The organism is Polynucleobacter asymbioticus QLW-P1DMWA-1 (genome assembly GCF_000016345.1).
Classification (GTDB): domain Bacteria; phylum Pseudomonadota; class Gammaproteobacteria; order Burkholderiales; family Burkholderiaceae; genus Polynucleobacter; species Polynucleobacter asymbioticus.
In genome coordinates this window covers 1,127,524-1,151,174 of record NC_009379.1, presented here as the reverse complement: position 1 = coordinate 1,151,174, position 23,651 = coordinate 1,127,524, and the positions used below count along the sequence as shown (strand labels likewise).

General features: G+C 44.2%; 15 protein-coding genes (1 of these 15 running past the window's edge). 10 read left to right on the top strand and 5 right to left on the bottom strand.

What is annotated here, in order from left to right:
- Positions 1-144 precede the first annotated feature (144 nt).
- The 5 genes from PNUC_RS05795 (at position 145) to PNUC_RS05775 (ending at position 4,102) form a co-directional block, all read left to right on the top strand.
- Positions 145-387: an AbrB/MazE/SpoVT family DNA-binding domain-containing protein gene (locus PNUC_RS05795; protein WP_011902949.1), complete on the top strand. Its 243-nt coding sequence runs from the start codon at positions 145-147 to the stop codon at positions 385-387.
- Positions 387-728, top strand: coding sequence for an endoribonuclease MazF (gene mazF, locus PNUC_RS05790; RefSeq protein WP_011902948.1), 342 nt, complete (start codon positions 387-389; stop codon positions 726-728). The genes PNUC_RS05795 and mazF overlap by 1 nt, the downstream gene beginning before the upstream one ends.
- A gap of 35 nt (positions 729-763) precedes the next feature.
- Positions 764-976, top strand: coding sequence for a hypothetical protein (locus PNUC_RS05785; RefSeq protein ID WP_048812102.1), 213 nt, complete (start codon positions 764-766; stop codon positions 974-976).
- 22 nt (positions 977-998) lie between these two features.
- Positions 999-2,657: an L-aspartate oxidase gene (gene nadB / locus PNUC_RS05780; RefSeq protein ID WP_011902947.1), complete on the top strand. Its 1,659-nt coding sequence runs from the start codon at positions 999-1,001 to the stop codon at positions 2,655-2,657.
- Positions 2,658-2,722: 65 nt separating this feature from the next.
- Entirely contained in the window at positions 2,723-4,102 is a 1,380-nt protein-coding gene (locus PNUC_RS05775) for a TAXI family TRAP transporter solute-binding subunit (RefSeq protein WP_011902946.1), read from the top strand.
- A gap of 7 nt (positions 4,103-4,109) precedes the next feature.
- Here the strand turns inward: PNUC_RS05775 and nadC are convergent, their stop codons facing one another.
- The 4 genes from nadC to PNUC_RS05755 form a co-directional block, all read right to left on the bottom strand.
- Positions 4,110-4,967: a carboxylating nicotinate-nucleotide diphosphorylase gene (nadC, locus tag PNUC_RS05770; RefSeq protein ID WP_011902945.1), complete on the bottom strand. Its 858-nt coding sequence runs from the start codon at positions 4,965-4,967 to the stop codon at positions 4,110-4,112.
- A 95-nt stretch (positions 4,968-5,062) separates the two neighbouring features.
- On the bottom strand, positions 5,063-6,190 hold the full coding sequence (nadA, locus tag PNUC_RS05765; protein WP_011902944.1) for a quinolinate synthase NadA: 1,128 nt from the start codon (positions 6,188-6,190) through the stop codon (positions 5,063-5,065).
- A 93-nt stretch (positions 6,191-6,283) separates the two neighbouring features.
- On the bottom strand, positions 6,284-6,985 hold the full coding sequence (locus tag PNUC_RS05760) for a hypothetical protein (protein WP_011902943.1): 702 nt from the start codon (positions 6,983-6,985) through the stop codon (positions 6,284-6,286).
- Positions 6,986-7,034: 49 nt separating this feature from the next.
- The gene (locus PNUC_RS05755; protein ID WP_011902942.1) at positions 7,035-7,697 is read right to left on the bottom strand and encodes a bactofilin family protein; all 663 of its coding nucleotides are present in this window, start codon (positions 7,695-7,697) and stop codon (positions 7,035-7,037) included.
- A gap of 294 nt (positions 7,698-7,991) precedes the next feature.
- Between PNUC_RS05755 and PNUC_RS05750 the strand changes: the two genes are divergently transcribed.
- Genes PNUC_RS05750 through PNUC_RS05740 form a run of 3 tightly spaced genes read left to right on the top strand, consistent with a single transcriptional unit; the run spans position 7,992 to position 10,133 of the window.
- Positions 7,992-8,726 (top strand): M48 family metallopeptidase, encoded by a 735-nt coding sequence (locus PNUC_RS05750; protein WP_011902941.1) that lies wholly within the window; start codon positions 7,992-7,994, stop codon positions 8,724-8,726.
- 24 nt (positions 8,727-8,750) lie between these two features.
- Complete coding sequence (gene cysC / locus PNUC_RS05745; RefSeq protein ID WP_011902940.1) at positions 8,751-9,338, top strand: adenylyl-sulfate kinase; 588 nt, start codon at positions 8,751-8,753, stop codon at positions 9,336-9,338.
- Positions 9,339-10,133 carry an FkbM family methyltransferase gene (locus tag PNUC_RS05740; protein WP_011902939.1) on the top strand — a complete coding sequence of 265 codons (795 nt, stop codon included), beginning with the start codon at positions 9,339-9,341 and terminating at the stop codon, positions 10,131-10,133.
- A 27-nt stretch (positions 10,134-10,160) separates the two neighbouring features.
- Here the strand turns inward: PNUC_RS05740 and PNUC_RS05735 are convergent, their stop codons facing one another.
- Positions 10,161-11,378, bottom strand: a complete 1,218-nt coding sequence (locus PNUC_RS05735) for a hypothetical protein (RefSeq protein WP_011902938.1) — start codon at positions 11,376-11,378, stop codon at positions 10,161-10,163.
- 129 nt (positions 11,379-11,507) lie between these two features.
- Here PNUC_RS05735 and PNUC_RS10890 point away from each other — a divergent pair, with 129 nt between their 5' ends.
- Positions 11,508-16,802, top strand: coding sequence for a sulfotransferase (locus PNUC_RS10890; RefSeq protein ID WP_011902937.1), 5,295 nt, complete (start codon positions 11,508-11,510; stop codon positions 16,800-16,802).
- A 211-nt stretch (positions 16,803-17,013) separates the two neighbouring features.
- Positions 17,014-23,651, top strand: the beginning of a protein-coding gene (locus PNUC_RS05725) for an ESPR-type extended signal peptide-containing protein (RefSeq protein WP_011902936.1). 24,652 nt of this gene lie beyond the right edge of the window; only the first 6,638 of its 31,290 coding nucleotides appear in the window; the start codon lies at positions 17,014-17,016; its stop codon lies off the right edge, out of view.

The following is a 23,651-nucleotide window of genomic DNA, read 5'->3' as shown; positions in this document are numbered from 1 at the left end:
TGACCTCTGTAGGTAAATGGTTCTAGTAGCCATTAACCTTAGAAAAACCCTTCGAACCCCGTCTTAATGGCGGGGTTTTTATTTGCGGCTTGATTCTATTGGGTGATGTAGATACAATGTAGATACATTATGAAGGAGGCTCTTATGCAAACAATGATTAAAAAGTGGGGTAACAGCCCGGCTTTACGTTTAAATGCTGCGGTAATGAAGTCTGCCCAATTGAATATTGATCAACCTGTCTCTGTAAAGGTTCAAAAAGGTCGCATCGTGATCGAGCCTATAGTCAAGCAGAAGTATCCACTCGAAGAATTGTTGGCTGGTATTACTGCTAAGAATTTGCATAGCGAAGCAGACTTTGGTGGCCCCGTGGGTAAAGAGCTTCTCTAATGGTGAGAGCTTATGTGCCAGAAGCTGGTGATATTGTAGGGCTGGAGTTTGAGCCTCAAGCCGGAAGAGAGCAAGCTGGTCGTCGACCTGCTGTTGTGTTGACGCCAGAGGTCTATAACAAAAAAACTAATCTCATGATTTGTTGCCCATTAACAACCCAGATTAAAGGTTATCCCTTTGAGGTTCTAGTTGTAGTGGATGGGGTTCAATCAGCGATCTTGTCTGATCAGGTTAAGTCCTTGGATTGGAAAATAAGAAAAGCAAAATACAAAAATAAAGTGAGCTCAGAGATCCTTGGTGAAGTAAAAGCTAAGGCAAAGTCTTTGCTCTCTATTGCGTAGATGTCGGCTACCCAATGTTAGAGCGTAATTTATGTATGTACATAAGTACTATAGCCTCAGAGAAGGGTTATTCGGAAGAAGAGCAAACACAATTCTTGGTTAGATTGGAGCGCGCTTGTGTAGATAACCCCGATCTTCCACCTACTTTTGTGGCTAACTGTTTAATGCCCCTTTCTGAGTCTAAGTTAGATGAGTCATTTCCTTTGCGCCTCGTAATACAGGAATTCAAGCGTGACCTATATTTCTAATGCCAGTTAGAATAAGAGCTCCATGGCCAGTTCAAAACCTTCCTCAAATACCAGCGATAAAGCAGAACTTCCCGTCCTCATCATTGGGGCTGGATTAGCTGGGTTAACTGTCGCCTTGCACATGGCTGAAACTCAGCCTGTCATTTTGATGGCCAAGCGTGGTTTGGGTGAAGCTGCTACAGCCTGGGCACAGGGCGGTATTGTTGGGGTAGTCGATAAAGAGCATGACAGTATTGATTCTCACGTAGCAGATACCCTAGATGCGGGAGCCGGTTTAGTGGTTGAGTCTACTGCTCGTTATATTGCCGAAGAAAGTGCTGAAGCAATTCGTTGGTTGGTAGAGCAGGGCGTTCCATTTACGACCGATAAATCTGGCCCCATGGGATTGCATCTCACTCGTGAAGGTGGTCATAGTCATCGTCGCATTGCCCATGCTGCTGATGCTACTGGTAAAGCAATTCATGAAGTCCTGCTGGATAAAGCAAAGGCGCATAAAAATATTCAGATCCTAGAGCATTGGATTGCACTTGATCTCATTACTAATCGTCAGCTTGATGCCAAGACGCAGCGTACTCAACCCAATCGTTGTTATGGGGTGTATGCCTTAGATATTAAAAATAACCGTGTTGAAACTATAGAGGCTAAGTCTGTAGTTTTAGCTACTGGTGGGGTAGGTAAGGTTTATCGCTATACAAGTAATCCTGATACCGCTACTGGAGATGGTATTGCTATGGCATGGCGTGCAGGTTGCCGTGTAGGCAATATGGAATTTATTCAATTTCATCCCACTTGCTTATATCACCCCAGTGATCGCACCTTCTTAATTACGGAAGCGATGCGAGGCGAGGGTGGCTTACTGAAATTGCCTGATGGCACTCGTTTTATGCCTGATCATGACGATCGTAATGAGCTGGCACCACGTGATATCGTTGCACGTGCCATTGACTTTGAAATGAAGAAGCATGGCTTGGATTATGTTCATCTTGATGCTACCCATTTGGGTGAAGAATTCATTAAAGAACACTTTCCGATGATTTATGCTCGGTGCTTGACTCTCGGCTTAGACATTACCAAAGAGCCTATACCTGTGGTCCCAGCCGCACACTATACCTGTGGTGGTGTCGTAACTGATCTCAAGGGCCGCACAGATCTACCAGGTTTGTATGCGGTGGGTGAGGCTACCTATACGGGATTACATGGCGCCAACCGATTGGCAAGCAACTCCTTATTGGAGTGTGTTGTCATCGGTAAAGCTGCCGCCGAAGATATCTCGATGTTAAAAACGCCAACAATGCCGACCTTACCTCTGTGGGATGAGAGTCAAGTTGAAGATGCAGATGAGCAAGTGGTGATTGCCCATAACTGGGATGAACTACGCTCATTAATGTGGAACTATGTTGGCATTGTGAGAACAAACCGCCGATTAGAGAGAGCTCTTCATCGTATTAAGTTGCTACGTTATGAGGTTCAAGAGTATTACGCGAACTTTAAGGTAACGCGGGATTTGATTGAATTGCGTAACTTGCTAGAGTGTGCAGAACTAATTGTTCGCTCCGCCTTAATGCGTCGAGAAAGTCGAGGGCTGCATTACAGTCGCGACTATCCTGGAACCTGGGCGGTTTCTTACCCTACTATTCTGACCCCTCAGGCTGAGGGTGGGGACAATACCCCCGAAGCCTAGCTGTTAGATTCCAGGCTTTCTCAATATATTTGGTGATAAGCTAGTTGTATTGAGACGGAGAGTTCATGGCTAGCTTTAAAGAAGATTTTACTGAGCACATATCTGCTGTTTATCAGACCTTGTCTGATGAGCTGAAGAGCTGGTTTGAGTTCCTTCGTGAAATCTGGCCCCTTCTTGTTCTGCTCCTCGCTGGCTTATCAATATTAATTTGGTTTGCTAAGCCTGCGCCACCCAAAAAAGTCATGATGGCCACTGGCGCTGGCGGCTCTTACAATATCTTGGGCGAAAAATATCAAGCTTACTTCAAGAAAAAAGGCATCGAGCTAGAGTTGGTCCAAACCAAAGGTTCAGATGAAAATCTTCAGCATTTAATTGATCGTAAGGATCCAATTCAGATTGCTTTAGTACAGGGCGGGATGATTGCCCGAGAGGGGCTTAGTGGTGTGCAGTCATTAGGTAGTGTTGACTACGAGCCTGTGTGGTTATTCTATCGAAATAAAGCTTTTGACAACACCAGCCATATCCTTGACCGGGACATCATCAAGTTAAAAATTGGTATTGGTCCAGTTGGTAGTGGTACTCATACCCAGGCAATCAATATCTTGAAGCTGAATAATCTATCAAGTGATACCCCCAATCTCATCCCCTTATCGAATCATGATGGGGTTAAAGCCCTTCAGCGAGGTGAGTTAGATGCCTTGTTGCTAGTAGATGGTTTTACTTCGGTGAATGTTCAAACCCTCATTAAAGATCCGACTATTCATTTAACTTCTTTTAATCGAGCAGACGCCTATACGCGTCTAGTGCCTTATTTTGAGGAGGTCATGGTACCCATGGGTGGCTTTGATCTAGGGATAAATGACCCAGATCACCCCATTAAATTGTTATCTACCACTACAAACCTATTAATTGATGATCGCTTGCACCCAGCTATTCAACTACTGCTTTTAGAGGCTGCTAAAGAGATTAATGGAGAGAAGAGTTACTTTGCTAATGCTGGTCAGTTCCCGTCCTATATGAACTCTGAAGCGCCCTTAAGTGAAGAGGCCAAGTATTTTTACCAAAAGGGTACGCCGGTGCTAATGAAGTATCTGCCATTTTGGATGGCAGAGTTTCTAGAGCGGATGTTCTTGCTCTTGGTGCCTTTTGCAGCGTTCGCTTATCCCATCATCAAATCGATACCAAACTATCGCGTGAACTTAGCCCGCAAACAAATTAATAATATTTACAAAGAACTAGATAAGTTTGAGCATGAAATTATTGAAAATTATGAGCCAAGTAAACGTGATTTGTATCTGGCAATCTTGGATGAGATGGAGCGAAGGGTGTTGATAAGTAAGGCTGCCAAGCTAGCAACAGTAGATTGCTATACCCTAAGAAATAATATTAATTTCATCCGCAATTCTTTAGGCAAAGAATCTATTTACCACTCAAGACCAGCTTAAAAGCAGATTAAGCTTGTATGCGCATTGAAAAATCAACTGCGTTTACATCTTTAGTAAGTTTGCCTAGTGAAATTCTGTCTACGCCCGTTGCTGCAATGGCGCGCATCTGATCTAGGTTAATGCCACCAGAAGCCTCTAGCAAAGCTCTACCTGCCGTGAATGCAACCGCTTCTTTCATCTGATCTGTAGTGAAGTTATCAATCAAGATACTTTTTGCGCCAGCCGCCAATGCTTCTTCGAGTTCAGCAAGGTTTTCTACTTCAATCTGAATGTCTACCCCTGAGTTAAGTGCTTCGGCAGCTTTAAGGGCGGCAGTGACGCTACCGGCTGCGGCAATGTGATTTTCTTTAATTAAGATGCCGTGCCATAAAGCCAAACGTTGGTTTTGTCCTTGACCTACACGCACTGCATATTTTTGAGCTTGACGTAGACCTGGAATGGTTTTGCGTGTATCTAATACGGCGCACCCCTTAGGATTGGGACTTGCCCCTGCAATGGCATCCACGTGTTGATGGGTAATGCTGGCCGTCCAAGATAGGGTTTGCAAAAAGTTAATGCAAGTGCGTTCAGCAGATAGTAGGGCTTGGGAGTCCGCTTCAATATCGCAGACCTTCGTATCGGCCTTCATCAAATCGCCTTCCACGTAATACCATTTGATATTGGCTTTGGGGTCAAGCTTTTTAAGGGTTCCCTCAAACCAATCGACGCCACACAAGACTGCCTCTTGACGCACTAATAGTTGCGCATGAACTTGCTTACTAGGCACGAGCTTGGCAGTCCAATCACCGGTACCAATATCCTCCATGAGTGCATCAGCGATATTGCGTTGACGCGCTTGCTCTAAGGTCTCGTTGTATTCATACATAGGAGGGACAGTCTAAAAAGTCAAAAAAGAAAATCAAAAAAGTAAATCAAAAAATAAAAACATGAACTAAAAAAAGCAAGAGGCTAACAAGAGTCTTACGCGGCACCAATATTTTTTACAAAACCATGCTGTGCTTTAGCTAATAGCTCTGGATGATCTTTTGTAAAGTCGAGCATACGCTCAATGCAGGTAAGTGCTTTAACGCGAACAGGCTCTTCAATCAAGATCTCGCCAGAAGCATTCTCGAGACAATCTAAAATTCCTTGTAAACCATTCATGGCCATCCAAGGACAGTGAGCACAGCTCTTACAAGTGGCGCTATTGCCGGCGGTAGGGGCCTCAATGAGCTTTTTATGTGGAGCTAGCTGGCGCATGCGATGCAAGATGCCGTTATCAGTAGCAACGATGTATTCAGTGGCTGTTCCATCTACAACGGCCTTAATCATGGCTGAAGTGGAGCCTACAACATCCGCTAAATCCACCACGGCCTGTGGTGATTCAGGGTGAACCAAAATCATCGCATGAGGATGTTTGGCTTTTAAGATCTCCAGTTCCGCAGCTTTGAATTCGTCATGAACAATACAAGCGCCATTCCACAACAACATATCAGCGCCAGTTTGCTCTTGAATATATCGACCCAGATGGCGATCAGGTGCCCATAATATTTTTTTGCCTTCAACCTTGAGTTGATGAACAATAGCTAATGCGCAAGAGCTTGTGACCATCCAATCGGCTTGGGCTTTTACTGCTGCGCTAGTATTGGCATAGACCACTACAACCCGATCAGGATGCAAAGCTCTAAAGGCAGCAAAGTCAGCAGCATCACATCCCAAGTCTAAAGAGCAGGTCGCATCCAAGTCCGGCATAAATACGCGCTTTTCGGGGCTGAGAATCTTTGCGGACTCACCCATAAAGCGCACCCCGGCAACAATTAAATTCTTAGCGGAGTGGTTCTTACCAAAGCGAGCCATCTCCAAAGAGTCAGCGACGAAACCGCCAGTCTCCATGGCGAGATCCTGAATATCGCCGTCCACATAGTAGTGAGCAACTAGAGCAGCATCCTTTTCGACCAAAAGTTGCTTAATACGAGCTATTACGGCTGCTTTTTCAGGGGTGCCTAAATGGGGCGGAACTTTTGCCCAAGCTTGGGCTGTACAGGTTACCCCAGCAGCATCTTGCTGAGGGTAATCAAAGGCTATGGGAGCACTGACAGTTGAATTCATACGAAATCTTAACCCGTCTGCACCTAGACCGCATTAAATAGCGCTGACATGCTCTAGATAAGCTAAAACACAATGGGATTAAAAGAGGTGAGCTTACATTTTTGGGGGCTGTACTGGCCGCATAAAGCCCTGCATTCTCTTTTCAATTGCAGCATCAATAGTGGCGGATATAAGCGCTTTTTCGGTGACGGGTATGGATGTTTTTAGACTAAATGTGTTGCTCGAGATTTGATGGCTCATTAATTTTTGAAATTCTTCTGCACTAATTCCATGATCTCTGATGGGCTGGTTGAACCCATTATCTTCATGTGTTTTATCGGTAGGGGAAACTTCGCTACGAGATTTTTCAGGATGGGCTTCACTATCTTTATCGAGAGACTTATCTTGTCCAAAACGAATAGTGATTCCCTTTTTTAGCTTTTGATTAATAGCCCATAAACTTAAAAATATAAGAATAGTAATAAGCGATAAGGCGAGGGCGAATTGGGTCAATGCCTGATGATTTTCAGTAATATTTTTAGAAGCAACTTCTTGCTCGGACTTCAAGTTATTTATTGAGTCAAGTAGAGCATCATTCTGAGTTGTTAATTGTGTAAGGCTTTTTTTAACTTCAGAGTTTGCGACGTTCTGATTGGCAAATTCTCTTTTAATGGTTGATCGAAGAGACTTTAGGTCATCATTTACTATAGCAAGCGCAGGATCGTTGATGTTGCTGGAATCAGGGCTACCAGCATAGGTTATGCATGGGCCAAGCGCAATTACTAGCCCCAGACATAAGGTTCTTGTGCTCTTCACAACTATTAATAGGCCCTAAGATTAAATTTGTTTTTACAGTAAATTAATATTAGAGCGGAAGGGAGAAGTCGTAGTAATTTTCTCCAGCATTCAATCTTAATTGCAATGTTTCATTTCTATTTTTGAGTTCTTGGATTTCACTGTTGCTTACCAAAAGACCAAGTTTGTCACCGGTTAGGTTAACCCAGGCTGGTGCCGTGCTGCCATCAACCAGAGTTAAACGTGCTGAAGATAGTGCGCCTGAACCTTGTAGTTTTGCCTTCAGTTCATTGGGGAAGTTTAAGAGGATCACTTCTGCAGTTTGGGTTTTTGTTTCAGGGGTGCTGGTTGATGTTCTAGAGGGGAGCGGCTTTTCTGAGATTTTCTTTAGCTTTCCAAGAACTTCGCAACCTTGTTCCATGGCTAGTGTTGAGTAGTGAACTTCTCCCTCAACTAGTGCGCCTTTGCGAATGATGACATTGGTTGCTTGGATTAGGCCCTTAACAGATCCAGATATATCTAATTGGGTACAGTTAATATTTCCCACGACTGAGGATCCGGCTTCTGATACGGTTTTGTTGGAGGAAATATTGCCCTCAACCCTACCTGAAACAATCACAGTACCTTGGCCAATGAGGTCACCAACGATATTGAAGTTTTTGCCCAATAAAAGGACGTTGTCTTCATCAATGCCTTGGTCTGATTGGCGGGAAGGATTTTGGTTATTGCTCATGATTGCCTGTAAATATAGAAAATGAGGGTGCTTCAATTCTCAAGCATCTTAGCATGCCAAATGCCTCAAATGCATTGTCCAGAGACCTGAAATGAATAGCAAAATGTTCAAAATTTATCCAAATTTAGCCAATATTGAGCTCCAAGGAACTAATTTTGCAGGTTTTTCCATATCACTAGGGGCTAGGCGGGGATCTTGCAGGGGGTTATTCTTGCTCTTATTGAGTATTTTTAACCCCAATCAACTTTTTAATGGAATATCCATCATTTTTACCCAGCTTGTAAGAGGACAGAAGTGCGCCTGAGGACTACCTTCTTAATTGTGGTGTGTAGCTTATTCCTGTTTGGATGCGCTAGTTCTGGGGTTGGAAAATCGACCAATATCTATTTCCCAGATGATCGTTGGTGGGTTGGGGCTAAAACCAGCCAGAATAAGAGTGAACAAAATTTAGCAATAGCGCGCCTTAAGATGCAGCAAGTTAGTTCTGTTCCATTTTTATTGGGGGTAGCTCAGAGTCCCGAAATTAATGCCTACGCAGTCCAGCAAAATGAAAAATACCTTGTCATTTTTACTAATGGCTATTTGCAGCAATTTGGTCAAGATCAGGATGTATTGGCCTTTACCTTAGGTCACGAACTTGCACACCATCAACTCGGTCATACTGAGCCCGGTAGAAACCAAGTCCGAGACACGGCCTGGAGCGCTTCGAGTCAGGCCTTGGGAATGCTTGCTAGCTACTTTGTGCCATTTAGTGGTTTTTTTGTAGGTAATGCGGTAAAGGCGGCTGGTTTAAGCTTCAATCGGGATGATGAGCGGGCTGCGGATGAGCTGGGCATGAAGTGGGTCATTCAGGCGGGCTACTCCCCTTGTGGCGAATACCGTCTAGCTAAAAGTTTGGATCAGCTAAAGCAAGGCGCTAACATTCCATTTTTATCAACTCACCCAGGAAATGGTGAGCGCATGGAGGTCGCTAAAGACATGCAACTCAACCAAGGGCTTCTTACTTGCGACGCAGGGAGTGCAGGATAGATGTATTAAGCTAGCACATTCAATATGAAAATTAATCAACAATTCGACATTACCAAAGGGGATAGAGCCCTGGCTAATGGGCATAGACCGCTATGCTTTTGGTTTACAGGCCTTTCTGGTTCGGGTAAATCTACGATTGCAAATGCTTTTGAGAAAAAGTTGCATGCCAATGGAATTAAGACTTATGTACTAGATGGTGATAATTTACGTCAAGGCTTAAATAGTTCACTGGGGTTTGATTTAGAAAGTCGCATTGAGAACATTCGCCGAACCGCAGAAGTAGCAAAGTTAATGGTGGATGCGGGATTGGTAGTTTTGGTTACTCTCATATCTCCACTCAAAATTGGTCGCGATAGTGCGCGTGCATTATTTGGGCTGGATGAATTTGTAGAGGTCTATATCAACACCCCTTTGGATATTTGCGAGGCTCGAGATCCTAAGGGGATTTATAAAAAAGCCCGCCAGGGAAAAATTTTGGATTTTACGGGTATAGATTCACCCTATGATGTTCCCATCAATCCTGATGTAATGCTGGACACATCAAAAAATAATTTAGATGAAATAGTGATAACGCTATTGAATTTAACTGATTTTAAATTGACAAAGTCATAAATGAAAACAACACGCCCTATCGCATTCGTGATGGTTGCAGTAAACCATGGCACCATGCTAGTAAACCGGAATGACTACCATCTAGTAGATGGCGGAGGTTATGGGGTTGGTTATCAGTTGCTTAATACCTCCTCCTTCGATCAAGGTGAAATTAGTCTCGCTTTGGCTTTGCTGCAGCAAAGAAAAGCCCATTTCGGAAGTGGTGTAGTTGCAATTGACTGTGGTGCCAATATTGGCGTTCACACTATTGAGTGGGCCAAAGCGATGTACGGGTGGGGCGAGGTAATATCAATTGAGGCCCAGGAACGCATTTTTTATGCTTTGGCTGGCAACGTTGCGATGAATAATTGCTTTAATGCCAGAGCAGTTTGGGGCGCAGTTGGAGCCAGCAACGGAACTATTGCCGTGCCACAGCTAAATTATATGAAGCCAGCTAGTTATGGAAGTTTGGAGCTTCGAAAAAAGGAGTCCAATGAATTTATTGGACAGGAAATTGATTATGAGTCAGGTGCATCCACCGAAACTAGATTATTTTCAATAGATAGCCTCTCCTTAAAGCGAGTTGATTTAATCAAAATCGATATCGAAGGTATGGAGATGGAATCTTTGATTGGGGCAGAGCAGTCATTGCGTCAATTTAAACCGATTTTGATTGTGGAGAAAATTAAATCCAAAGAAGGGGAGATCGTTTTGTTTTTAGAATCCCTTGGCTACAAAACATTTCCTATTGGAATCAATATTCTCGGTGTTCACAAATCCGACCCCACCTTATCGGATCTAAAAATAACGCAATAAATTAGCGCCCAAGAGTTTATGCTTTTCTTATTTTTCTAAACCCAGTTTTAGCTCGGAAAAAATATCTTCAAGTACTCTTTGCGCATTGTTTTGCTTTCTCCAAGCATGCGAGAGATATTTTGCTCGTTCAGTCATTGGGCCAATATTGCTTAAGGCTATTTCAATGCATGTGGCGATTGCCTCAGGGGTCCAATATTCAAATTTGAGGGCACTTATTTCCCCGGCATCCAAACGATCGGATAGCCAGGTATTGGCTGGAATCACCATGGAAATCCCGTAAGCTGCGCATTCAGATAGAACCCCGGATGAGCGGGTGGCATATCTAGCAGGGGCATAAGGAAGGCAAGAGAGCATACACCGTGAAAGATGCTGCATATATTCTGTTTGATCGGGATTGCCAATTAACACCTCTAAATTTCCCTGGAAACGCAGGGCATTGAGGGTTGTCTTTAGTTGTTCGAAGTCTGAGGAGTTCTGGACTTGGACTAGGTAGCGCAATCCAGGATGTCTGGTGTCGACAAGCTTGATGATGTTAATTAAAAATTGACTTCCTCTTTCGGGTCGGTATGTTCCTAATAGGCCAACATCAATATCTCTCGTTTGCGCCAATAAGATAGCGGGATCGAGTGGGTAGAGTGTTGGCATCTTTACTGTTAATGCCTTTATTCCAGAGGCTGCTTGGAGTGCTGCGCTCAAACGATGATCAGTACTAGCTAGTAAGATATTTTTGGAATCAAGTTGCTCAATAAGCTCACTTCCAACCGCTCTCCAGTAAGTAAAGTTTCCTTCAAAACGTGTTCGATCATCGTTGAGGGACCATCTAAATTCTGGCCTATAACAAAATAAAACAATTTTTGGGCGCTTATCTGCCGGAATGGTTTTTAACCATAAGGCAACTCCATGGGCCTCATTTTGTCTAGCATAAGGAATATAAATAATTTCTTCCGGGGTAAATTCTTTCGGAAGGTGGTTGGCTAGTGCTGAACCAAATGCATTTCCAAGGCTCACAAACTCCGATTGCTCGGCGCTGCTTGGATTTGTATCCACCATGGAGTCAGTGGCACATGGAAATATGGGTAGGGCTTTTAAATCATGGAGGATTCGACTGTCGCAAGCAGTATTTGCATAAATAGTAGCGGTGCCCCCCATGGCCTTGAGAGCCTCTATATAGGCTATAGCTTCCCCATATGGATGGCTATGAAAGCTGCTAAGGCTATTGTGTAGAAGATGGATGTGAACAGCCATGATTCATAGGGTGCGCAGGTAATTAAGTGAAGACAATTTTTCGTAAATTTAGTCCATTATGCCCTTCTATCCCTGATGGAGCCTTTGTGTAGAATGGGGTGACCTATACCTGATGAATAAGATTTTCCCGTGGCCACTAAAGATAAACCCAAGCGCGAGACTACTCGCAAGTCGATCTCTACAAAAGGGCCTGCGCATTTACCCAAGGGTAACTATTCAGTAATACCCGATCCTAGCAAGAAAGTCGTCAAGAATGAGTATGCCGCTGAAATGCAGGCCGCTGCTCAACTCGAAGTTGCGGGAAGACTTCAGGAGGCTGAAAGCATCTATCAGCAGATAGTCAATCTGAAGCCTGATTTTGCGCCTGCATGGCATAGCCTCGGAATGTTGGCGTATTCAGTTGGTAAGCACGAGTTAGCACTCCAACTAGTTAGCAAAGCGGTTGATCTTGATAAAAAATCATTTTTATTTCAACGCAATTTTGGGGAGATGTCTCGCAGGTTTGGAAGGCTTTCTGAATCAATTGCTGCGGGTGAAGCTACTGTAAAGTTGGCTCCATTAGACGTAGATGCTCACTTTAATTTGGGCTTGGCTTATACGGATGCGAAGGACTATACCAAGGCTGTTGCAGCCTACAAAAAAGCGCTGAAATTAAATCCTAAGCATGGTTTGTCGTGGAATAACCTAGGCTCTGCATTAGAGCAGAGCGGGAATAAAGATGAAGCATTAGAGGCTTATATCAAGGCTGCGGAATTAAATCCCCAACATTCTGAGGCGCAAAATAATCTAGGTGCTATTTATAGCGAGCAGGGCCTTTTAGAAAAAGCCAGAACAGGTTTTGAGGCGGCCATTGATGCCAAGAAAGATTTTGTCGAGGCACATTACAACCTCTCACAAATTAAAACCTATACCCTAGATGACCCGCATTTATCCATCTTGGAAAATGCCAACCAAATTCAACATCAATTTAACGATCATGTTCGTATTCGGTATAACTTTGCACTGGGTAAGGCTTTAGATGATATCGGGCAATATGACCGTGCTTTTGCGGCCTATGCCTTAGGCAATCAATTGCAACACGCTTTACTCCCTGTAGATGAAATTAGGGCGGATCAGTTAATTGAAGAAATTTTTCGCACTTTTAACTCCTCTTTTTTTGAAGAGCGTAAAGGCTGGAGTAAAAACTCAAGTTCTCCTATTTTCATCGTAGGTATGCCTCGCTCTGGCACTACATTATTAGAGCAAATCTTGGCTAGCCATCCTTCGGTATATGGCGCAGGGGAATTAAGTGATTTCAATGATTTGGTTACAGAGCTTGTAACTGAGAATGGCAAGGATTCTTTTGCCAATCGCGTAGTTCATCTGGATAAGAAAAGCCTACAAAAAATTGGCGATGAATATGTAAAGCGCGTGTGGAAGCTTTCCCCTGATAGCACTTATATTACCGATAAAATGCCGGCCAATTTTTTCTATATTGGCCTCATTCACCTCATCTTTCCGAACGCCAAAATTATTAATGCAATGCGTGATCCGATGGATTCATGTTTTTCTTGTTATTCGCGTTTATTCAATGATTCGATGGATTTTGCCTATGACCTGGGGGCTCTAGGGCGTTATTTCGTTCGGTATATGCGCTTGATGCAACACTGGGAGTCTGTATTACCACCCGGTACTATTTTGAATTTGGCTTATGAAGACTTGATAGCTGATACTGAGGGTCAAGCCAAGCGAATTACTGAATATATTGGCTTGCCTTGGGACGCAGAGTGCCTTAAGTTTTATGAGAATGACAGACTAGTTAAGACGGCTAGCATTGCTCAAGTTCGCAAGCCAATTTATAAAACCTCTCTGGCCCGATGGAAGCATTTTGCCCGCCATCTATTGCCTTTGTATGAAATAGTTAAAGATTACAGATCGGCAAAAGCGCCCGAGTTTCCAAAAGAGGCTTTGGCTCAAATAGTATCCACTAAACAAGCGCTTGCTGTGGATCAATTTATTCAACGATGCCTGCAGTTACAAAATCAAAATAATCACAGCGAAGCTTTGGCATTGCTAGAAGATGCAGTGCGGCGTGGTGAGCAATCCCCGCAAATTTGGCACTTACTAGGAATTTCGTTATATCGCCTAAATCGCTTCCAAGACTCTCAGTCTAGTTATGAACGTGCATTACAGTTGGAGCCCAATTTCCCTGCAGCGCTCAATAGTTATGGATTCCTATTGCAGGACATGGGCTATGTGCAAGAGGCTAAAAATGCCTTTGAGAAAGCTGTTCAAATTGCGCCTGAATTTTCTATGGCTAGATTGAATTTGGGTATGGCTCAATTAAAGCTGGGCGACTGGGAAGCAGGCTGGGATAACTATGAGTCCAGGTGGACTGGTTCGGCGGAAACCGTAAATGCGAACTTTAAAAAACCAGAATGCCCTTTGCCGCAGTGGGATGGGCAAGCGGGCACTGAAAATCAAAATCTTCTTATCATTACTGAACAAGGTTTTGGAGATATATTCCAGTTCGCACGCTTTTTAAAGTTAGCTACTCAGAAATTTACAAAAGTGGGTTTTATTTCTTCCTCACCAAGTTTGAGAATTCTAGAGTGGTCCTTTGGCGATAAAGTCGTGCTCTTAAATCGCATGCCAGCCGATTACTCTACGTGGCATTGGTATATCCCTTTGATGTCTTTACCGCGTGCATTAAAGACGCGTTTGGATAATTTACCCGTTGATGTGCCTTACTTGGGTGTTTCTCAAGCGGCTAAAAATCACTGGCGAGATCGTTTGGAACATGATGCCCCAGGGCGCTTTAGGGTCGGAATTGCATGGGCTGGACGAAAGACCCACCAATACGATGGAAGAAGAAGTATTCAATTACAAAAGTTGTTGCCTGTGTTGCAAGGTGAGAACATCACTTGGGTGAGTTTACAAAAATGGGCCCCCGAAGAAGGGCGACCACAACTTCCCGACTCAATTGATTGGATTGACTGGACCGAAGAATTAACTGATTTTGCAGATACAGCTGCATTGATTAGTAATTTAGATTTGATCATCTCGGTAGATTCATCTATGGTGCATTTGGCCGGTGCTTTAGGTAAGCCGGTCTGGATGCTCAATCGTTTTGATTCAGAGTGGCGTTGGTTAATTAAGCGTTCGGATAGCCCATGGTATCCAAATTTGCGGATATTTAATCAACCCCAATTCGGCAATTGGGATCCCGTGCTTATGGAGTTAAAGCAATCCTTGCAGCAGTTAAATGTACCTCAGGTGCCAGCCAAAAAACGGATTGCGAATACGCAAAATGCGGCCTTGGTAAAAACTTCCAACGCTCCCATGCAATCTCCGTTGACCATTGATCAGGCAATGCAAGTGGCTGGTCAACTGCAAGGTGCCGGTCGAATTCATGAGGCTGAGCAAGTACTGCGCCAAGTTTTGGCTATAAACCCAAAACATGCACATGCCCTTCATTTATTGGGCGTGGTTTCCCACCAGCAGGGCAGGGGACCGCTAGCCTGTCAGTTGATTAAAGATGCGATTGCTATTGAACCTAAGGTCGCGCTTTTTCACTGCAACTTAACTGAGATGAGTCGTCAGATGGGTCGCCATCAGGATGCCATTTATCACGGTGAGCAAGCAATTCAATTAGACCCCTCTATGGCTATGGGCTATAGCAATCTGGGTATTGCCTTCTATGACAATAAAGAATTTGTAAAAGCAAAATCTTGCCACGAGCGTGCTTTGGCATTGGCACCCAATATGTTGCAATCCCTCAATAATATGGGAAGCATTGCGCGCGCTGAGAAAGATAAAAATAGTGCGATTGAATGGTATCAGCGTGTTATATCCATTGCTCCCGACTATTTAGAGTCGCTTAGTAATTTAGGCGCTGTATTGGTTGAGCTTGATCGTGCTGATGAGGCAATTCCTATTTTGCAAAAAGCACTTAGCTTGAATGAGAGTTATCCAGAAGCACTCTGTAATCTTGGTTTAGCAAGATTAAAACGAGATGAGATCGACATTGCGGGTAGGTTACTAGAGCGCTGCCTACAGCTTCGGCCCGGTTACCCGGAGGGGTTAACAGGCTTGGCGCGTATTTTTAATGAGCAGGATCGCTTACCTGAGGCTGAGCAGCTGCTTTTGACTGCCCTAAAAAATGCCCCTGATAAGGTGGATGCTCGCTGCCAATTGGCAGCAATCTATACAGAGCTTGGCAAAGCTAGTGCTGCAGAAGCGCTTTACCAAGAGGCTTTAGTTATTGAGCCTGATTCAGCCGATGCATTTACTGGCCTTGGCAATTTAAGTTTAGAGGCCGGCAATATAGAGCTTGCAGAAGAGTATCTTAATAATGCTATCCAACTTCAGCCCGACAATCTAGACGCTCGTTTTCATTTAACGCAAATTAAAAAAGTAGAGGCGGGAAGCGCTAATTTAATTGCATTGGAGAATGCATTAACGGGCAACCAACGATTAACGAATGACCGACGAATTTCTTTGCATTACGCATTGGGAAAAGCTTACGACGATTTACATGAATACGATAGGGCCTTTGAGAATTTTTCAATAGGCGCTAAACTGAAGCGGGCAAAGTTGCATTACAGCGCTGCTGAAGAAGGTGCTTACATAGACCAAATTATTGCTACGTTCACACCGGAGTACTTTAAGGCACATCAGGGAGGTGGATCAACATCCCCCTTGCCTATATTTGTATTGGGTATGCCACGGTCTGGCACCACATTAACTGAGCAAATTCTAGCAAGCCACCCCGAGGTCTTTGGGGCGGGTGAGATCAGCGATTTAATTGAATCTATTGAGACTGCGGATCGAAGTAATTCAGCCAATTTATACCCGAATAGTCTTCGCGATTTAGGTGGAGATAAGCTTACTCAATGGGGTAAAAATTACATTGCACGATTAAATGCATATGCCCCAAATGCATTGCATATTACCGATAAGATGCCAAGCAACTATATGCTATTGGGATTGATTCCGCTCATGTTGCCTAATGCAAAAATCATCCATGTCAAACGCAATCCAATAGATACCTGCTTATCTTGTTTTACTAGATTGTTTAATCGACATCAGTCGGCTACCTATGACTTGCATGAACTGGCTGAACACTACAAAAACTATATGCGCCTCATGAATCATTGGAGAAAAGTTCTTCCAGAAGGAAGTTTTCTGGAAGTTCAGTACGAAGACATTGTGGCTGATATTGAAGCCGAAGCTCGTCGCTTAGTGGAATATTGTCAGCTTGAATGGGACGACTCTTGCTTGGAGTTTTACAACAATAAACGTCAAGTAAGAACAGCTAGCGTTGCCCAGGTGCGTAAGCCAATCTATAAGCAGTCAGTAGAGCGTTGGCGTAACTATGAAAAGCATCTCACCCCATTATTGGATGCATTGGGCAAAGAACCCGGGAATATCCCGGTGAAATAGTAAAAAAGACGGGATTAAACAATCCCGCCTTTAACTTTTGGGGTAACAAATCAAGGGCAAATCCTTGATAAAAGTCAATAAATTCCTTAAAAATCAATTATTTACGAAAAGTATCAATACCATTATTATATGGTGTGGATTTTTTCGTTCTTATTTTCTTAAACAAAAAATTCTATATAAAACAATGACTTACAAACACTAAAACTACTTAATGAATCGCGTTTATCGCATCGTCTGGAGCAAAAGATTGGGGGCGCTCGTTGTCGTCTCCGAAATTACGCATGGACAAGGTAAATCGAGCAGTAAATCAACCCAAGTAGGTTCAGTTTTAGTTGGATCTTTGTTGATGGCTGGAGGTATCGGGGCTGCCTTACCTCAAGTGGTTGACCCCTCTGCAGGACCCATCACTGCTGACGGAGTATTTAATAGTTCAAGCCATCTCATTTCAACGAGTTCCAGCCCTGCTGCACTTTATGTTCCAAGTTTGAATATTGCAGGATCTGTTACCAATATGGGAACCATTGCCGGTGAAGGCGGCTCACCTGCAAACGGAATCAAGGTTAATTCAAATGCCACCTTAAGTGGCAACATTAACAATGCTGGCACCATCATTAGTGGTGTTACCGCAATCGCGGTTGGACCTAACGGCAAGATTACTGGCAGCATCAGCAACACCGGATTGATTGTCGGCTCTTCTGCCTCTGGTATCGCCGTTCAACGTGGCACGGTTCTAGGCGGTATTACAAACTCTGGTTTGATTGCCGGCACTTCTGGTGATGGAGGTATCTCCGTAAATAATTACGGTTACATTGGCTCCATCAATAACCAAAGCTTAAGTGGATCACAGGTAGGTACCATTGCTGGTCGTCTATACGGTATTGTTATCCAAACTGGCGGAACAATTGGCTCTATTAATAATGCGGGATCAATACTTGGTGGCACTGCAATCAAGGTGGATGCTAGTAGCACGGCTGGTAGCACCATTGCAGGCAGCATTATCAATAGCGGTCTAATTGCAGGCTCTAATACCGGTATCTCTGTCATAAGCGGCTCAAGTCTTCTTGGCGGAATTAATAATTCAGGAACCATAATAGGCAATGGTGCTTATGGCATCAATGTATCTACCAATAGTCTTCTTGCTGGCGGAATCTACAACAGTAAGTCTGGTTTTATTTATGGTGGTCTAACAGGCATTAATGTTGGTGGAGCAAGTACTGTTGCGGGTGGGTTCGCCAATGATGGCTCCATTATTGGATATTATGTCGGCGTACGATTAACCGGTGCAACAGTACTTGGTGGCATCACTAATACTGGAATGATTTCTGGCTACTACACAGCTCTAGAGTTGGGAACTGATGGCACTAATAATTTAGTTGACTCCATCACCAACACTGGATCCTTGATTGGTGAAAATTCACAAGGCCTTCAGCTTCAGTCTATCAAAGTGACTGGCGATATTATTAATGCGCCAAGTGGATTTATTTACGGCGGTACTACAGGCGTCCAAATTCAGAAGGGAAGCACTCTTGTTGGTAGCCTGATTAATGATGGCACGATTGTTGGTGGTAACACCGGCATCAGACTCTCCTCCAACTCCACCATCCTAGGCACCATCAACAACACTGGCACCATTGCTGGTAATACGTACTCATTGAACTTGCAAAATACAGCAAGTGGATTGGTGGTAAATAACTCTGGCACCTTAATAGGCGCAGCCAATATAGGTATCAATACCTTAAACCTGTCTGGTTCTAATGCCGTAGTAGCCGGCAACATCACTGGCTCATCTTCAAGTACCGTCAATGTATTAGGCACCTTTAGTAGTGGCGGAGATATTGCAGTAGGCGCAGTCAACATCAGTAACACCGGCGCCTTAACCTTAAACAACAACGTAAACGTTAATACTGGTACAGGTACCCTGACCAACGCCGGTAACCTCATTGTTGCTGCTAGTACTTACAGCCCAACCATTACTGGCAACTATGCTCAGTCGGGTAACTACACCATCAGTATTGACGATGGACTGGGTTCATACGGTAAGCTGCGCATCACGGGCCGTGCAAACTTTACGCCTGGCTATAGTTTTGGGATAACTCCAGGGTCGGCCTATATTCAACCCCTATACACTTCAATTTTGTATGCTGTTGGAGGCATAACAGGATTTACCGCTCCATACATTATCTCTCCGTACTATGAAGTAATTCAATCGCCATCAGATAGTAACGAACTTGACTTGTTTTACTACGATCCGGGACCAGGCCCAGGCCCAGCACCATCGAGCACATTAGTATTTGCGTCGGACACATCGACTGGGAATGGCTTTGCATTGCCTGGCTCTACATATACAGATGCAATCATCAACTCAGGTGTTACTGTGGTTGGTGGTCATTATGGTCTGTACCTCACTAGCGGTTTGGTCTCTGGATCAATTAGTAATAGCGGTACGCTTATTGGGAATGCCGATGCGGGTATTTATATTGGTAACTCTGCAACATTAGGTGGCGCTATTATTAATGATGCAAATAGTTTGATCTCTGGCGGTCAATACGGTATTGCGGTTCAAAGTGGTGGTGTAGTGGGTTCCATTAATAATGCAGGAACAATTCTTGGTGCTACCGCTATCTACGTAGGCACTGGCAGTCAAATAAACAACGGCATTACCAATACTGGATTGATTGCAGGCACAGTCGCTATTAGTAATGCTGGAACCATTGCAGGTGTAACTGCTATTCAGATTGCTGGCGGCGGCGTAGTACAGGGTAGCATTACCAACGCCGGACTCATCTCTGGCGGCAATGCGGGTATTGCCATTTCTTCTGGCACTCTATTAGGCGGTATTAATAACCAAAGTACCGGCACGATTACTGGTGGTCAATACGGTATTTTGGCAAACCAAAATAGCGTGTTACTCAATCAAGATATTGCTAATAGTGGCTTGATTACCGGCTCAGTAGCAGGTATTACTTTTGCCGATGGTGCTTCTTTTAATTACGGCATGATCGTGAACTCTTTAAGCGGTACGATTGCTGGTGGTCAGTACGGTATAGCTAATGCTAGTGCTTTATATGATGGCGTAAATAATGCTGGCTTAATAACTGGTTCAGTAGCTGGTATTACCGCCACTACAGGCGATACCTTTGGCCTCATTACCAATTTAAGTACTGGTGCGATTGCTGGCGGTGCTTATGGTATTACCGCTTCTGGTGGCATGGCAGGATTAACTAACTCTGGACTAGTTTCTGGTTCAGTAGCTGGTATAGCTCTTGGTGCTGGTGGCCAAATGTACGCTATTAGTAATGCAACTAACGGCACAATCACCGGTGGCGATTATGGTGTATTGGCTAGCGATAGTGCTTTGATCGTTAACTTTACTAATGCTGGACTCATCACCGGTTCGATTGCTGGTATTGCTATGCAATCATCTAGCATAGTTGATCCTTCCTTTATGAACCTAAGTACCGGTACGATTGCTGGTGGGCAATATGGTTTATTGGCTACGAGTAACGGCGGCGTTAATCACGGTATTACTAATGCAGGTTTGTTTACGGGCTCGGTAGCAGGTATTGGTGTTAATGGCGGACTAATTAACTACGGTGGAATTTATAACGATACCACCGGTACGATTGCTGGCGGTCTATATGGTATTTCTAATGCACATGGTGCAATGGAAGGCGGCATCCTTAATAGCGGATTACTCACGGGCTCAGTAGCCGGTGTGATGGTGGATGGCGGCCAAATACTATCGACCAATGGAAGTGATGCAATCTATAACACTAGTATTGGTAACTCTAATACTGGCACGATAGCTGGTAGTCAGTATGGTATTGCCATTATTAATAGCGGTCGGCTTACTGGTGACATTGGTATTGGCAATGCCGGAACTATTTATGGTGCTACTGCTATTAAGGTGGAGGCTGGGAGTCAAGTTGCGGGTGGTGTTACCAATAATGGCATGATCTATGGCGCCATTGGTATCAATAACCAAGGTCTAATTACTGGATCGGTATCGGGTGGCACTATCTTTGGCGCAACTGCCATTCAATTTGGTGGCGGTACTTTAGTTGGTGGCATTGTCAATAGCGGTTCAATCATTGGCGCCAGTAATGGTATCGCCTTAACCCATAGCACCATTGTTGGTGGCATTACTGATGCGGGAATGATTGCAGGGGGTTTGCGTGCAATTAGTGTTGATGGTATTAGCCGAATTGATGGCGGAATTACAAATGCGAATTTAATTTCCTCGGATGACACTGGCATTAAAGTTGGTTTCAAATCAAGAATCGACTCTATTGATAACCAAAGTATTAGCGGTCAAGTGGGCACCATCGCTGGTGGAAAATTTGGTATCAATATACAAAGTGCTGGAGTAATCGGTAGCATCAGTAATTCTGGAGTCATCATTGGTCGAGGTAGTACAGGTATTGCAGTTTCAGCTGGTAGCTTGATAACCAACGGAATATCAAATAGCGGTCTTATCTACGGCCACCATCGAGGCATTGCCGCTCTTAGTTCTAATGAGTCCGCCGATTCAATTTTCAATCAAAGTATAAGTGGCTCCCAAGTAGGAACCATTGCTGGAGGGGAGTATGGTGTTGCCATTCAGAATGGCGGAGCTCTCGGCTTAATTAATAATGCCGGTTCGATACTTGGCAATTCCCTAGGGGTTTTAGTTTTAAACGGGCCTTTAGATACTCTTACAAATACAGGATTTATTCGAGGCGATGCAGTAGGGGTTGGAATTCAATCAACCGGGGGTTCAAACGGTAGCGTTGGATTCCTTATTAACGCTGGCACAATCTCCGGCGCAACAGCTATCCAAGTCACTTCTGGTAGTCAAATTACAAATGGCATTACTAATACTGGATTGATCTCAGGGAGTGCTCTTGGAATAAATAACGCCGGCAACATCTATGGAGCGACAGCAATTCTGGTTGATGGAGGCAGTACTGTCCTTGGCGGCATTAATAACACCGGAACGATTGCCGCAAATCCTGCTGGGCATGCAGCTACTTTTACTGCAGCCTTAAAAATTAATGGCGGTACACTCCTTGGCGGCATTACTAACTCTGGTTTGATTGCTGGGCCAACAGTTGGCGGCGGATATCAGGCAGGTATTTTGTTGTTGTCAGCTACTGTTGACACTATTGTGAACTCAGTTGGTGGAACGATTACATCGGGCCGTGACGGTATTCGCTTATCTGGCGGCAGCACTATAAATTCGATCAATAATGCCGGTGGATCAATCATGGGTAGCGAGGCAGGCATTATTGTTGCTTCCGGTAGCCAGATTAACTCACTTACTAATACCGGCCTCATCAGTGGAAGCTCGCGCATTGGTGTGGCTTTGATGGGGAATTCGAGCTATATAGGCCCTTTGCAAAATTACGGCACCATTATCGGCAAAACGGTTGGTATCTCAGTCAATAACTCGGGGTTGATTATTGGTGGCCTTACCAATACTGGCACCATTACAGGTGGCAATATTGGCATTGACTTAGTTTCAGGTGGCACCATTTCAGGCGGAATCACCAATACAGGCTTAATTGGAGGTACTGCTCTAGGCGGCGTTGTTCTTGCAGGCCAATATGGTAATCAAACTCTATCGGGGGGCATTACTAACTTAAGTAGTGGCACAATTTTCGGCCAAACTGGTATTCAGGTAAATGGTTATGCGAATGCTTTCTATATGGATACGGGCTTTATGCATTTTGGCTCTGCAAATGCGAGCAATGCAAGCCTACTTGGAGGCATCACCAATAGCGGCTCCATCATTGGATCGCAAAATGGCATTACTGTTGCAGGTTTGACGGCAGTTGCAGGACCTCACAATACTTACTTTGCAACTGGTATAGGCTCTATATCAGGCGGTATTACGAACACTGGTCTGGTTGCAGGTATTTCTGGTGCTGGTATCTCAGTAGGTGGTTACGGTTACATCGACTCCATCAATAATCAAAGCTTAAGTGGTTCACAAGTTGGCACCATCGCTGGTGGTCAATATGGTATTGCCATCCAAAGCGGTGGAGTAGTGACCAGTGGCATTACCAATGCGGGAAGTATTTTGGGTGGTACCGCTATCTATGTTGGCACTGGCAGTCAAATAAACAACGGCATTACTAATACTGGATTGATCTCAGGCACAGTCGGTATTAGTAATGCTGGAACCATTGCAGGTGTAACTGCTATTCAGATTGCTGCTGGCGGAACAGTGCAAGGCAATATCACCAATACCGGATTAATCTCAGGCAGCAATGCGGGTATTGCCATTTCTTCTGGCACTCTATTAGGCGGTATTAGCAACCAAAGTACTGGCACGATTACTGGTGGGCAGTATGGTGTCCTGCTTAATCAAGCTGCGACATTACTCACACAAGATATCGCCAATAGCGGTTTGATTGCTGGTTCAGTTGCTGGCATTGCTATTACTAGCGGCGTTAATCTTTACCGTAGCATTTCCAATTCTGTTTCTGGCACGATTGCCGGTGGGCAATATGGAGTTCTTAATACTGGGGTCAACAGTCTATTTGCGAACTTGATCAATGCCGGTTTAATTGCAGGAACGACAGCTGGTGTTGCTACTGCTGACGGCGGCCGCTTTTTTGGGGTGACTAACTTAGATTCTGGCACGATCACCGGCGGCGCTTATGGCATCAGCAGCGCTCACTATCTAGATAGCATTGCTAATGCAGGATTGATTACCGGCTCCGTTGCCGGCATTGTTGCACAGGGCAGTGGTGTTATTGGCGCTATTACAAATTCTATTTCTGGAACGATTGCTGGTGGGTCTTATGGTGTTCTTGATGCTGACGCGGGCATTGTTGGTAGTACGTCAGTAGCTATCAATAACGC